This window comes from Nonomuraea rhodomycinica (assembly GCF_013363995.1).
Classification (GTDB): domain Bacteria; phylum Actinomycetota; class Actinomycetes; order Streptosporangiales; family Streptosporangiaceae; genus Nonomuraea; species Nonomuraea rhodomycinica.
In genome coordinates this window covers 31951-45809 of the sequence record NZ_JABWGO010000003.1, presented here as the reverse complement: position 1 = coordinate 45809, position 13859 = coordinate 31951, and the positions used below count along the sequence as shown (strand labels likewise).

The window sequence follows — 13859 nt, the reverse complement described above, 5'->3', positions numbered from 1 at the left end:
TGTGCTCCTTCCGCCGAGCGCGGCTCGGACGGTCCCGGGTGATGGATGTCTCGCTCGGCGCGGACCCGTCAGAGGTCGGCGCCCACCAGCTCGATGAGGTCGGCCAGGCGGTTGGAGTAGCCCCACTCGTTGTCGTACCAGCCGACGACCTTGACCTGGTTGCCGATCACCTTGGTGAGGCCGGCGTCGAAGATGCAGGAGGCCGGGTCGGTGACGATGTCGGAGGAGACGATCTCGTCCTCGGTGTAGGTGAGGATGCCCTTGAGCGGGCCCTCGGCGGCGGCCTTGAGCGCGGCGTTGACCTCCTCGACGGTGACGTCGCGGCCGACCTCGACGGTCAGGTCGGTGGCCGAGCCGGTGGGGATCGGCACGCGCATGGCGAAGCCGTCGAGCTTGCCCTTCAGCTCGGGCAGCACGAGGCCGATGGCCTTGGCGGCGCCGGTGGAGGTGGGCACCACGTTGAGCGCGGCGGCGCGGGCGCGGCGCAGGTCCTTGTGCGGGCCGTCCTGGAGGTTCTGGTCCTGCGTGTAGGCGTGGATGGTGGTCATCAGACCCTTCTCGATGGTGAAGGTGTCGTGGATGACCTTGGCCATCGGGGCCAGGCAGTTGGTCGTGCAGGACGCGTTGGAGATGACCGTGTGGTTGGCCGGGTCGTAGGAGTCGTGGTTGACGCCCATGACGATGGTGACGTCCTCGTTCTTGGCCGGGGCCGAGATGATGACCTTCTTCGCGCCGTTGTCGGCGTGCACCTTGGCCTTGGTGGCGTCGGTGAACAGGCCGGTCGACTCGACGACGACGTCCACCCCGAGGTCGCCCCACGGCAGCTTGCCCGGGTCGCGCTCCGCGAAGACCTTGATGGCCTTGCCGTCGACGCTGATCTCGTCGCTGGTCGCCTTCACCTCGTACGGCAGGCGGCCCAGGATGCTGTCGTACTTCAGCAGGTGGGCGAGCGTCGCGGTGTCGGTCAGGTCGTTGACCGCAACGATCTCGATGTCCTTGCCGCTGGCGGCGACCGCGCGCCAGAAGTTGCGACCGATGCGGCCGAAGCCGTTGACGCCTACGCGGATGCTCACGGAAACCGATCTCCTCGTGCGTGATGCGGGCTGAAACCTCAACGCCCAAGCCTATCGGACCCAAATTGGTTTAGACCACTGCAACCCCCGCCCTGCGTATCACCATTCCGGAGGCGTAATTTGTAGCGTTCGAGTAAAGTGCCCGACTCATCGGAGTAAATTCCGGCATTCTCTGGGGGCTGAGATGTCACACCGCAGGTCCGGCCTGCTGTCCGGCCTGATCGTGGGCTTTGTCGCGATGCTGATAGGAGTCGCGGGATATGCGGCCATGGTGGCCTACTCCAACCGCCTGTCCTACGACGTGCGCTGGTTCGCGGGTGACCCGGCGCTCGTCTTCCCGATCGCCTGCTGCCTGCTGGCCGGGCTGATCCTGGGGCTGGCGATGTGGGCGGTCAGGCCGCGCAGCCTGCTCCTGCCTTTGGTCGTCCTGCTGTACGCCTTCGGGGTGCGCGCGGCGGGCAGCGTCGGCGGTCTCGTGCTCTGGGCCGCCGACAACGGGTTCCCCCTGACGACGTGGTTCGCCGATAACCTCGACCGCATCGCGCAGGGCGTGTGGCTGACCATGCGGACGTCCTGGCAGTTCTGGGCCGCGGTGGCCGCCGCCGCCGTGCCGGCCTTCCTGCTGACCCTCGTACGGGTCGTGCGGGTGCGCCGCCGGTGGCGGGCCGAGGCGGGCCCGTCCGCCCACCGCCGGCGCGACGGCGACGAGCGGGCGGCGGACCGGGCGGAGCCGGCGGACTCGGCGGAGGGCGAACCCGAGTACCGGGCGCCGTTCGAGCCGCTCCAGCCGCCCAAGCCGACGCCGGCCGCCCCGGCGGCCAACCTCTTCGCGCCCCGGGAGCCGGGCCAGAGCTGAACCCTGGCCCGGCGAGGGCATCCTGCCGCGCGGTCCGCCCTCCGCCCGGGCCCAGGTGCGGCCGCCTTCGCCGAGGCGCCTCGCTTGCCCGCCGCCCGGGCCGTACGGGAGGTGCGGCTCGGGCCGTACGGGCACGTCGCCCGGGCCACACGGGAGGTGCGGCTCGGGCCGTACGGGCACGTCGCCCGGGCCGTACGGGAGGTGCGGCTCGGGCCGTACGGGCACGTCGCCGTGGGCCGTGGACGGCGCTTCGCTGGCGCGGCCCCGCACGCGTGCGCCCGGGTCGTTTTGCGCGAGCGGCGCCGCGCGTACGACGCCGCGCGTACGACGCAACGCAGGCACGCTGCGGGCCGGGCGCGGCCGGGTTCGCGAGCGCGCGCCGTCACGCGCGCGTCCGAGCCAGCGCACAAGGACGCCAGCGACACCGGACGTTCCGTAGCGGTCAGCCACCGGACAAGGGCACCCATGGCGCCGGCGGTCCCCGCAGTGGTCATCCACCGCACAAGGGCGCATCGGCGCCCGGCGTTCTCTGTAGCGGTCACCCCAGCGCACATGGGCACCAGCGGCGCGAGCTACGCCCCAGCGGCCACACCCAGCACACAACGGCGACAGCGGCGTCGGCGATCCCCCCGGCGGTCACCCGCCGAAGACGCCAGTGCGCCGGGATTCCCGCCACGCCCACCGGCCGCGCAGCACCCGAGGCACCCTGGCGGTCAGAGCACCCGGGTGGTCACGGGGCGAGCATGTCGACCGTGAGGTTGGCCTCCGTGTTGGGGATGCCGAGGTCGGAGGCGCGCTTGTCGGCCATGGCGAGCAGCCGCCGGATACGGCCTGCGATCGCGTCCTTGGTCAGCGGCGGATCGGCGATCTGCCCCAGTTCCTCAAGGGACGCCTGCTTGTGCTCCACCCGCAGCCGCCCGGCCACCACCAGGTGGTCCGGCGCCTCGTCCCCGAGGATCTCCAGCGCCCGCTGCACCCGCGCGCCGGCGGCCACGGCGGCGCGGGCCGAGCGCCGGAGGTTGGCGTCGTCGAAGTTGGCGAGCCGGTTGGCGGTGGCGCGAACCTCCCGGCGCATGCGGCGCTCCTCCCAGGCCAGCACGCTGTCGTGCGCGCCGAGCCGGGTGAGCAGGGCGCTGATGGCGTCGCCGTCGCGGACCACGACCCGGTCGACGCCGCGCACCTCGCGCGCCTTGGCGTGGATCTTCAGCCGCCGCGCCGAGCCGACGAGCGCCAGCGCCGCCTCCGGGCCCGGGCAGGTGACCTCGAGCGACATGGAACGGCCAGGCTCGGTGAGCGAGCCGTGCGCCAGGAACGCCCCCCGCCAGGCCGCCTCGGCGTCGCAGGCCGCCCCCGCGACGACCTGGCGGGGCAGCCCGCGCACGGGCCGCCCGTGGTTGTCGATGAGGCCCGTCTGCCGGGCGAGCGCCTCACCGTCGCGGTAGACGCGTACGACGTAGCGCGATCCCTTGCGCAGGCCGGCCGGCGCGAGGACGAGAACCTCCGCCTTGTGGCCGAACACCTCGCCGATGTCCTTGATCAGCCGTCGCGCGGTGGCGTTGGTGTCGAGCTCCGCCTCGATCACGATGCGCCCGCCCACCAGGTGCAGACCGCTGGCGAACCGCAGCAGCGTGGAGACCTCGGCCTTGCGGCAGCAGGGCTTCAGCACCGGTAGTCGGCTCAGCTCGTCCTTGACCACACCCGTCATCGCCATAAGCGTTAGTCCTCCCCCATTCAGACCGGCTCCCAGCAGTCTCTCGCACCTTCGCACCGCGCCGACCAGGATCAACGCTTCTGGAGGAAAATCTCGTCCAGGACGGAGGCAAGACGTCGTGGGTCGTGCCGGGGCGAGCCGTCGGCGGCGGCCACGTCGGCCAGCACCGTACGCCCGCCCAGCGCGGCCGCCGCCTTCTCCAGCGCGTCGAGGTCGTCGACCACGCCGGTGTCGGCCAGGATCACGTCGACCGTCAGGTCGGGCGCGTGCTGCCGGAGCACCTCCAGGTGCTGCTGGGGGGAGAAGTCGTCGGTCTCGCCGGCCTGCGGGGCGAGGTTGAGCGTGACCAGCCGCCTGGCCCGGGTCTCGTGCAGGGCCCTGGCGAGTTCGGGCACCTTGAGGTGCGGCAGGACGCTGGTGAACCAGGATCCGGGCCCGAACACCACCCAGTCGGCCTCCAGCACCGCCTCGATCGCCTCCGGCCGGGCCGGCGGGTCCTCGGGGACCAGGGAGACGGCCTGCACGCGACCGGGGGTCAGCGCGCACGCCACCTGGCCGCGCACGGTGGAGATGACGCCGTCGAGCTCCACCTCGGCCACGATGTCGAGCGGCACGGACGCCATGGGCAGCACGCGGCCCTGGGCGCCGAGCAGCCGTCCCACCCAGTCGAGACCGGCCACGGGGTCGCCGAGGAGTTCCCAGAGCGCGACGATGAGCAGGTTGCCGACGGCGTGGCCGTGCAGCTCGCCCTCGCTGCGGAAGCGGTGCTGGACGACCTCGCTCCAGGTGATGCCCCACTCGTCGTCGCCGCACAGCGCGGCCAGCGCCATGCGCAGGTCGCCGGGCGGCAGGACGCCGAGCTCGCGGCGCAACCGGCCGCTGGAGCCGCCGTCGTCGGCCACGGTGACGACGGCCGTGAGCGCGTCGGTCACCGAGCGCAGGGCGGACAGGGAGGCGTACAGGCCGTGCCCGCCGCCGAGGGCCACGACGCGCGGCCCCCGCGGCCGCTTCCCGCTCCCCGCAGAGGCGGCCACGGACGGCATGACGCCCGCAACCGGCACTCCCGCCGACGGCGATCCCACAGACGACGCTCCAGAAGAAGCCGGTCCCGCAGACGGCGCCTCCGGGAAAGACGGACCCGCAAATGGCACCTCCGAGGGCGGCGGTTCCGCAGGCGGCGTTCCTGGGGAAGGCGATCCCGAGGTCATTCCCGAGGTCGATGCCCCTGCGGACGGTCCGGTGCCTGTGGACGGACGCTCCGCGAAGGAAGCGCTCCGGCCCTGGTGGTCACGGGTCACTCCCGCCCCACATCCCGGTGACTCACCTGGACCTCCATCCCGCGGTCGCGCAGGCGGCCGGCGACCTGCTCGGCCATCGCGACGCTGCGGTGCTTGCCGCCCGTGCAGCCCACCGCGAGCGTCGCATAGCTCTTGCCCTCGCGGGCGTAGCCGGCCGCGACCACCTTCAGGACCTCCTCGTACGCGTCGAGGAACTCCTTGGCCCCCGGCTGGCCCAGCACGTACTCGCGCACCGGCGTGTCGAGGCCGTTCATCGGCCGCAGCTCGGGCACCCAGTGGGGGTTGGGCAGGAACCGGCAGTCGACCACGAGGTCGGCGTCGACCGGCAGGCCGTACTTGAAGCCGAAGGACACCACGTTGACCCGCAGGCCGGGACGGTCCTCGCCGCCGAAGTAGGCGACGATCTTGTTGCGGAGTTCGTGGACGTTGTGCGAGGAGGTGTCGATGACCAGGTCGGCGTTGGCCCGCACCTCGCGCAGGATGCCGCGCTCGCGGGCGATGCCGTCGACGAGCCGGCCCTCGCCCTGGAGCGGGTGGGGGCGGCGGACGTTCTCGAAGCGGCGCACCAGCTCCTCATCGCTGGCCTCCAGGAACACCACGCGCACCCGCACGCCGCGGCCCTCGAGCTCCTCGATGGCGGCGTTGAGGTCGGTGGTGAAGGCGAGGCTGCGCACGTCGACCACGGCCGCGACCTTGTCGGCGGCCAGCTTGACCTTGCCGGCCTCCTCGGCCATGGCGAACAGCAGGCCGGGCGGCAGGTTGTCGATGACGAACCAGCCGAGGTCCTCCAGGGCCTTGGCGGCGGTGCTGCGTCCCGCCCCGGACATGCCGGTGACGATGACGAACGCCGGATCCCGGCTGTCGTCCCTGTCGCTCTGCGCCGCGGCGGCGGCAGCGGCGGCCGCGACCGCCGCCGCGCCCTCTGCCGCCACGCCCTCCGGCGCGGCGCTGCGCTTGTCGTTGTCTTCGGCGGCGCTCATCGTCTCACTCCGTTCGGCCGCTCGGTCGGTCAGGTCCGGCGGCTTCGCCCGGGACCGTGACGGCGACGCCGCTCGCGGCTCCCGCCTCGACCGGGGCGTCGGCGCCGCTCGGGCCGCCCGCGCCGGCGGCCGGCTGTGCGGGCGCCGCCTCGCTGCTGGTCACGGTTGACTCCCCTTTCAGCGTCGACGCGATCACCTCCGCGGTCGACCGGCCGATGCCGGGGACCTCGCAGATCTCCGCCACGGTGGCCTCGCGAAGCCGTTTCACGGAGCCGAAGTGCTTGAGCAGCGCCTGCCTCCGCGCCGGGCCGAGACCGGGCACGCCGTCGAGCGCGCTCTCCTTCACGGTCTTGGACCTCTTGGACCGATGGTAGGTGATGGCGAACCGGTGCGCCTCGTCACGCACCCGTTGCAGCAGGTAGAGGCCCTCACTGGACCGCGGCATGATCACCGGTTGGTCGTCGCCCGGCAGCCACACCTCCTCCAGCCGCTTGGCCAGGCCACACACGGCGACGTCGTCGATGCCGAGCTCGTCGAGCGCCCGCTGGGCGGCGGCGGCCTGCGGGCCGGCGCCGTCGACGACGACGAGGTTGGGCGGGTAGGCGAACTTGCGCGGCTTGCCGGTCTCGGGGTCGATGAGCCCCTGGGCCTCGTCGTCGGCGGCCAGCTCGCCGGTGGCCGAGCGCTCCTCCAGGTAGCGGCGGAACCTGCGGTTGATCACCTCGTGGATCGAGGCGACGTCGCCCTCCTTGGTCTTGACGGCGAAGCGGCGGTACTCGCTCTTGCGGGCCAGGCCGTCCTCGAAGACGACCATGGAGGCCACGACGTTCTCGCCCTGGAGGTGGGAGACGTCGTAGCACTCGATGCGCAGGGGCGCCTGGTCGAGGTCGAGCGCGTCGGCGATCTCCTGCAGCGCCTTGCTGCGGGTGGTCAGGTCGCTGGCGCGGCGGATCTTGTGCTGGGCCAGCGACTCCAGGGCGTTGCGGCCCACGGTCTCCAGCAGCGCCTTCTTGTCGCCGCGCTGCGGCACCCGCACCTCGACCCGGGCCCCGCGCTGCTCCGACAGCAGCTCGGCGACCGCCGCCGCGTCGGGCGGCAGCGCGGCCACGAGCACCTCGCGGGGCATCGACTCGGGGCTCGCCTCGCCGTACATCTGCAGCAGGAACTGCTCGACCAGCTCGCCGGGCGTGGTCTCCTCGACCTTGTCGACGACCCAGCCGCGCTGGCCGCGGATGCGGCCGCCGCGCACGTAGAACACCTGGACGGCGGCTTCGAGCGGGTCCTCGGCCAGGGCGACGACGTCGGCGTCGGTGCCCTCGCCGAGCACGACCGCCTGCTTCTCCAGAGCGCGCTGGAGCGCCTGGATGTCGTCGCGCAGCCGGGCGGCGCGCTCGTACTCCTGCTCGGCGGCGGCGTCGCGCATCTCCTTCTCCAGCCGCTTGATGAAGCGGCTGGTGTTGCCGGCCATGAAGTCGCAGAAGTCCTCGGCGAGCTCGCGGTGCTCCTGCGGGGTGACGCGGCCGACGCACGGCGCCGAGCACTTGTCGATGTAGCCGAGCAGGCAGGGCCGGCCGATCTGCCCGGCCCGCTTGAACACCCCGGCGCTGCACGTGCGCACCGGGAAGACGCGCAGGAGCAGGTCGACGGTCTCGCGGATGGCCCAGGCGTGGGAGTAGGGGCCGAAGTAGCGGGTGCCCTTGCGCTTGGCGCCGCGCATCACCTGCACGCGCGGGAAGTCCTCGCCCATGGTGACGGCGAGGTAGGGGTAGGACTTGTCGTCGCGGTACTTGACGTTGAAGCGGGGGTCGAACTCCTTGATCCAGGAGTATTCGAGCTGCAGCGCCTCGACCTCGGTGCCGACGACGGTCCAGTCGACGCCGGCCGCCGTGGTCAGCATCGACTGGGTGCGGGGGTGCAGGGCCGAGAAGTCGGCGAAGTACGAGTTGAGCCGCTGCCGCAGGCTCTTGGCCTTGCCGACGTAGATCACCCGGCCGTGCGCGTCCCTGAACCGGTAGACCCCCGGCGACTCGGGGATGGACCCGGGCCGGGGCCGGAAGCTCAAGGGGGTGCCCGCTGATCTCGCCACGTTCACAGACTAACGGCCCCCACCGACAACCCCCGCCGCGCCGGAAAGCGCCGAGGGCATGGTCGTGGCCCTGCACAGGAGCCTCGCGGGTGTGGCGTGGGCCCGGCGAGGGACCTGTGCAGGGCCGTACGGAACGGCCTAGGCCAGGGTGATCTGGTCGCCCTCCACCTTGATCTGCTTCTCGGGCAGCGGCTGGTCGGCCGGCCCGTTGGCGACCGAGCCGTCCTGGATCTTGAACTTGCTGCCGTGGCACGGGCAGTCGATCGTCCCGTCGGCCACCTTGGCGACCAGGCATCCCTTGTGCGTGCAGATCGCGCTGAACGCCTTGAACTGACCGGCCGCGGGCTGGACCACCACGATCTTCTGCTCCTTGAGGATCGTGCCGCCTCCCACCGGGATGTCGCCCGTCTTGGCCAGGGCGCCGCCCGCGGACGAGCCGGTGCTCTCGGCGCTCGGCGCGCCGGACCCGCTCGTGGACTGTCCGGTGGACTGGGTGGCGGTGGTCGTGCCGCTCTCACCGCCGCCGCAGGCGGTCAGCGCCAGCGAGAGGCCACCCACGCCCACGCCCGCGATCACCGCCCTGCGGCTCTGAAGGTCGTCTGCCATACGTCTCACCTAACCGCACTCAGGTGAGAAAAGCATGAAAGTTGAATCAGACGAGCATGATCTTGTCGCCGTCCACCTTGATCTTCTTCTCGGCGAGCGGCTGGTCGGCGGGCCCGGCGGCCACGGAGCCGTCATCGATCTTGAACTTGCTGCCGTGGCAGGGACAGTTGATCGTGCCGTTCGAGACGCTGGCCACCGTGCAACCCGCATGGGTGCAGACCGCCGTGAAGGCCCTGAACTCCCCGTCCGCCGGCTGGGTGACGACGATCTTCTGGCTCTCGAAGACCTTGCCGCCGCCGGAGGGGATGTCGGAGGTGTCCGCGAGCGCCTTGCCGCCGCCTGACGCGGACTTCTTCTTCGGCGCCGCGGACGACTCCTCGGCCTGGGGCTCGTCGGCCGGAGACTCCTCGGTCGCGGGCTCCTCCGTGACGGGAGGGAGGCTGCCCTGGGTGGCCGGGTCGCCGTAGGCGGCGCAGGCGGTCAGGACCGCGGCCAGCCCGGCGCCTCCGGCTCCCAGCACAACCGCCCTGCGCGTCGTATCCGTCATGGTGCGTTCCTCCAGGTTCGGGTCTCAATCCCAGGTACGCCGGCGCGCGCCGACCGGTTCAGCGTCGCGCGCGCCGATCCGGAGAACCACGCACAATTACCGGTTCACCCGCCTGACCTCACACGGCCACGACCCGCCTGGCGTCACACGGCGACGATGCCGTCGCCGACCACCTTGACCTGGTACGCCGTGAGCGGGGCCGTGGCGGGGCCCTTGAGGCACTTGCCGCTGTCGGCGGCGAACTCGCTGCCGTGACAGGGGCAGGTCATGACGGAGTCCTGCGGGGAGCCGACGGCGCAGCCGCGATGGGGGCAGATGGCGCTGAACGCCTTGAACACGCCCTCCGCCGGCTGGGTGATCATGATCTTCCACTGCTCGACGAGGGTTCCGCCGCCGACCGGCACGTCCGCCGTCTTCGCGAGGACCTGCCCCTTGATGCTCTGGACGGGGGCGCTCTCCTGGCCTCCGGCTCCGCAGCCGGCGACCGCCAGCCCGCACACGGCCGCGCCCGCGATGCCCAGGGCCTCGCGCCGCCCGACCCCCCGGCCGCTCCGAGCGCCCACCGGCTCCTCCTCGATCGCGGGCGTGGCCGAGCCCCGCTCCGAACCCCTCATGTGCTGCCGACCCTTCCGCGTCGCCGCTGACCCCCTGCAGGTCAGGCCCATAAGACCGGACATCACTGTAGGGGCGCTCCCCTCCGGTCCCGTCAGCGGGTGGTGCGTGATCGGTCAGCGGGGCGGGCGACGCTGTCGCCATGACCGCTCTCACCGGTTCGCCGGAACCCTCTCCCCCACCGCCCCCGTCGCGCCGCCCGGCCGCCGCCGAGCCGCCCGAACGGCCAGGGCCGACCGGCCGGGCGCGGCCACGCTGGTGGCGGCGGCCGTGGGTGGCGCCGCTGGCCGTGGTGGCGGTGGCGTTCGTGGCCTTCTCGCTGCCGCCGTACGTCTCGCTCGACCCGGCACGCTCGCGCGTGCCCGCCCCGGCGTTCTTCCCCCCGCACTACGTGATGCTGTCGCTGCACGTGGTGTTCGGCTCGGTGGCGATGCTGACGTGCTGCCTGCAGATCTGGCCGTGGTTCCGGGACCGCTATCCGCGGGCGCACCGGATCGTCGGCCGCGTGTACGTGCTCGGCGGGTGCCTGCCGGCCGGGCTGATGGGCCTGGTGGTCGGTCTGGCCACGCCGTTCGGGCACGTCATCAGGGCCAGCAACGTGCTGCTGGCGCTGCTGTGGCTGGGCTGCACGATCGCCGGGTGGCGGGCGGCCCGGCGGCGCAGCTTCGTGGAGCACCGCCGGTGGATGGTGCGCAGCTTCGCCCTGACCATGTCGATCATCACCAACCGCATCCACACGGCGGTGCTCATCGTGCTCCTGCAGCCGGAGCTGGCGACGACGTACCACGGAGACCAGGCGCTGCTCACGCAGACGGCCGCCGGGCTGGGCGGCTGGCTCGGCTGGGTGCTGCCGCTGCTGGCGGCGGAGTGGTGGCTGGAGCGCGGCGACGCCAGGCGCCGCGCCCGCCGCCGCGCCGCCACCCGCGCACCCTCGGCGCCCGCACCATCGGCACCCGCTCCGCCGCTGCCCGCTCCGTCGCTGCGCGCTCCGGCAGCCGACGCCTGAAACGCGGGCCCGGCCGCCGGCCCGGCCGGCTAGAGCTGGAGGATCTTGCGCAGGAAGCGGCCGGTGTGGCTCTCCTCGACCCGGGCGACCTCCTCGGGCGTGCCCGCGGCGACGAGGGTGCCGCCCCGGGAGCCGCCCTCCGGCCCCATGTCGATGATCCAGTCGGCGGTCTTGATGACGTCGAGGTTGTGCTCGATGACGATCACCGTGTTGCCGCCGTCGACCAGCCGGCCGAGAACGCCGAGGAGCCGGCGGATGTCCTCGAAGTGCAGGCCCGTGGTCGGCTCGTCCAGGACGTAGATCGTCCGGCCGGTCTGCCGGCGCTGGAGCTCGGAGGCGAGCTTGACCCGCTGCGCCTCCCCGCCGGACAGCGTGGTGGCGGGCTGGCCGAGCCGGACGTAGCCGAGGCCGACGTCGTGCAGCGTCTGCAGGTGCCGCTTGATCGCCGGGATCGCGTCGAAGAAGGCCAGGGCCTCCTCGATCGGCATGTCGAGGACCTCGGAGATGGTCTTGCCCTTGTAGTGGACCTCCAGCGTCTCCCGGTTGTAGCGGGCGCCGTGGCAGACCTCGCAGGGGACGTAGACGTCGGGCAGGAAGTTCATCTCGATCTTGATGGTGCCGTCGCCCGCGCACGCCTCGCACCGGCCGCCCTTGACGTTGAAGCTGAAGCGGCCCGGCTGGTAGCCGCGGACCTTCGCCTCGGTGGTGGCCGCGAACAGCTTGCGGATGTGGTCGAAGACGCCGGTGTAGGTGGCCGGGTTGGAGCGCGGGGTGCGGCCGATCGGCGACTGGTCGACGTGGACGACCTTGTCCACGTGGTCCATGCCGTTGATGCGGGAGTGGCGGCCCGGCACGGTGCGGGCGCCGTGCAGCTCCTTGGCCAGGGCGGCGTACAGGATGTCGTTGACCAGCGTCGACTTGCCCGAACCGGACACGCCGGTGACGGCGGTGAACAGGCCGAGGGGGAAGTCGATGTCGACGCCCTTGAGGTTGTGCTCGCGCGCGCCCTTGACCGTGATCTGCCGCTTGCGGTCGCGCTTGCGGCGCTGGGCCGGGATCGTGATGCTCCTGCGGCCGGACAGGTACTGGCCGGTCAGCGACTCCTCGCTGGCCAGCAGCTCGGGCACGGTGCCGGAGACGACGACCTGGCCGCCGTGCTCGCCCGCGCCGGGCCCGATGTCGACCACCCAGTCGGCGGCGGCGATGGTGTCCTCGTCGTGCTCGACCACGATCAGGGTGTTCCCCATGTCGCGCAGCCGGATCAGGGTGTCGAGCAGGCGCATGTTGTCGCGCTGGTGCAGGCCGATCGACGGCTCGTCCAGGACGTACAGGACGCCGACGAGGCCGGAGCCGATCTGCGTGGCCAGCCGGATGCGCTGCGCCTCGCCGCCCGCCAGGGTGGCGGCGGCGCGGTCCATGGTGAGGTAGTCGAGGCCGACGTCGAGCAGGAAGCCCAGCCGGGCGTTGATCTCCTTGACCACCCGCTCGGCGATCTGCATGTCGCGGTCGGACAGCGTGAGCTCCGACAGGAACGCCGCGCACTCGCCGATCGACATGGCCGACACCTCGGCGATCGAGCGGTCGGACACGGTGACCGACAGCGAGACCGGCTTGAGGCGGGTGCCCCGGCAGGCGGGACAGGGGATCTCCCGCATGTAGCCCTCGAAGCGCTCGCGGGTCGCGTCGCTCTCGGCCTCGGCGTGCCGGCGCTGCACCCACGGGATGACGCCCTCGTAGGTGGTGTAGTAGGAGCGCTGACGTCCGTAGCGGTTGCTGTAGCGGACGTGGACCTGCTCGTCGTGGCCGGACAGCAGCGCCTTCTGCGCCTTCTTCGGCAGCTTCTCCCAGGCGGTGTCGAGCGTGAAGCCCATGGTGTGGCCGAGCGCCTCGACCAGCCGGACGAAGTACTCGCTGGTGTGGCCGCCGGACCAGGGATGCAGGGCGCCCTCGCGCAGCGTGCGCTCGGGGTCGGGGACGACCAGCTCGGGGTCGACCTCCATCTTGGTGCCGAGGCCGGTGCACTCGGGGCAGGCGCCGAACGGCGAGTTGAAGGAGAACGAGCGCGGCTCCAGCTCCTCGAACGACAGGTCGTCGTACGGGCAGTAGAGGTGCTCGGAGTAGAACCGCTCGCGGCCCGGGTCGTCCTCGGGCAGGTCGACGAAGTCGAGGGTGATCGTGCCGCCGGACAGCTGCAGGGCGGTCTCGACCGAGTCGGTGAGCCGGCGCCGCGCCGAGTCCTTGACCGACAGGCGGTCGACGATGACCTCGATGTCGTGCTTCTCGTACTTCTTCAGCGTCGGCGGCTCCTCCAGGCGCACCACGGTGCCGTCGACGCGCGCGCGGGCGAAGCCCTTGGTCTGCAGCTCGCGGAACAGCTCGGTGTACTCGCCCTTGCGGCCGCGGATGACCGGGGCGAGCACCTGGAAGCGGGTGCCCTCCTCCAGGTCCATGACCCGGTCGACGATCTGCTGCGGCGTCTGCCGGGCGATCGGGCGGGAGCAGACCGGGCAGTGCGGCTTGCCGATGCGCGCCCACAGCAGCCGCAGGTAGTCGTAGACCTCGGTGATGGTGCCGACCGTGGAGCGGGGGTTCTTGCTGGTGGCCTTCTGGTCGATCGACACCGCCGGCGACAGGCCCTCGATGAAGTCGACGTCGGGCTTGTCCATCTGGCCGAGGAACTGGCGGGCATAGGCCGAGAGGGACTCGACGTAGCGCCGCTGGCCCTCGGCGAAGATCGTGTCGAAGGCCAGGCTCGACTTGCCCGAACCGGACAGGCCGGTGAAGACGATCAGAGAGTCCCGCGGCAGCTCCAGCGAGACGTCTTTGAGGTTGTGTTCGCGCGCACCACGCACGATGAGGCGGTCTGCCACAGCGATCCCGATGTCAAGAAGGCGGATAGGTCCACGGGGATGGTAGACGGGGGCACCGACAATTTCGGCGGGCCGTATGCCGCCCCCCCGAAAATCCGTCCCTCTCAGAGTACGGCCTGCCTGCTCGCCGCAGGAGGCCTTCCCAGGTCGGCCTCCCCCACGGCTGGGGGCCTTCCGGGGCCGGCCTCCCTGGCGGCGGGAGACCTTCCCACGT

General features: G+C 72.0%; 11 protein-coding genes. 2 read left to right on the top strand and 9 right to left on the bottom strand.

Annotation, left to right across the window (positions count from 1 at the left end; all coding sequences use genetic code 11):
• Nucleotides 1–68: 68 nt before the first annotated feature.
• A complete protein-coding gene (gap, locus tag HT134_RS15970; RefSeq protein WP_175601188.1) occupies nt 69–1073 on the bottom strand; it encodes a type I glyceraldehyde-3-phosphate dehydrogenase in 1005 nt (334 codons plus the stop codon).
• 184 nt (nt 1074–1257) lie between these two features.
• Between gap and HT134_RS15965 the strand changes: the two genes are divergently transcribed.
• On the top strand, nt 1258–1929 hold the full coding sequence (locus tag HT134_RS15965) for a hypothetical protein (RefSeq protein WP_175601187.1): 672 nt from the start codon (nt 1258–1260) through the stop codon (nt 1927–1929).
• Between the two features lie 730 nt (nt 1930–2659).
• Here the strand turns inward: HT134_RS15965 and whiA are convergent.
• The 7 genes from whiA to HT134_RS15930 all read right to left on the bottom strand — a co-directional run bounded on the left by whiA (nt 2660) and on the right by HT134_RS15930 (nt 9771).
• Nucleotides 2660–3640, bottom strand: a complete 981-nt coding sequence (whiA, locus tag HT134_RS15960; protein WP_138670245.1) for a DNA-binding protein WhiA — start codon at nt 3638–3640, stop codon at nt 2660–2662.
• Between the two features lie 71 nt (nt 3641–3711).
• A complete protein-coding gene (locus tag HT134_RS15955) occupies nt 3712–4683 on the bottom strand; it encodes a gluconeogenesis factor YvcK family protein (RefSeq protein ID WP_175601658.1) in 972 nt (323 codons plus the stop codon).
• Between the two features lie 251 nt (nt 4684–4934).
• Nucleotides 4935–5918 carry an RNase adapter RapZ gene (rapZ, locus tag HT134_RS15950; protein ID WP_281387528.1) on the bottom strand — a complete coding sequence of 328 codons (984 nt, stop codon included), beginning with the start codon at nt 5916–5918 and terminating at the stop codon, nt 4935–4937.
• Between the two features lie 4 nt (nt 5919–5922).
• Entirely contained in the window at nt 5923–7980 is a 2058-nt protein-coding gene (uvrC, locus tag HT134_RS15945) for an excinuclease ABC subunit UvrC (protein ID WP_246364524.1), read from the bottom strand.
• A 162-nt stretch (nt 7981–8142) separates the two neighbouring features.
• Complete coding sequence (locus HT134_RS15940) at nt 8143–8610, bottom strand: Rieske (2Fe-2S) protein (RefSeq protein ID WP_175601186.1); 468 nt, start codon at nt 8608–8610, stop codon at nt 8143–8145.
• Nucleotides 8611–8656: 46 nt separating this feature from the next.
• Entirely contained in the window at nt 8657–9157 is a 501-nt protein-coding gene (locus HT134_RS15935; RefSeq protein ID WP_175601185.1) for a Rieske (2Fe-2S) protein, read from the bottom strand.
• Nucleotides 9158–9300: 143 nt separating this feature from the next.
• Nucleotides 9301–9771, bottom strand: a complete 471-nt coding sequence (locus tag HT134_RS15930) for a Rieske (2Fe-2S) protein (RefSeq protein WP_175601184.1) — start codon at nt 9769–9771, stop codon at nt 9301–9303.
• A gap of 140 nt (nt 9772–9911) precedes the next feature.
• On the opposite strand from HT134_RS15930, the gene HT134_RS15925 reads away from it, so the two are divergent.
• Complete coding sequence (locus HT134_RS15925; RefSeq protein WP_175601183.1) at nt 9912–10775, top strand: DUF2306 domain-containing protein; 864 nt, start codon at nt 9912–9914, stop codon at nt 10773–10775.
• 29 nt (nt 10776–10804) lie between these two features.
• Here HT134_RS15925 and uvrA read toward each other — a convergent pair whose 3' ends face one another.
• Nucleotides 10805–13645, bottom strand: coding sequence for an excinuclease ABC subunit UvrA (gene uvrA / locus HT134_RS15920; RefSeq protein WP_175601182.1), 2841 nt, complete (start codon nt 13643–13645; stop codon nt 10805–10807).
• Nucleotides 13646–13859 lie beyond the last annotated feature (214 nt).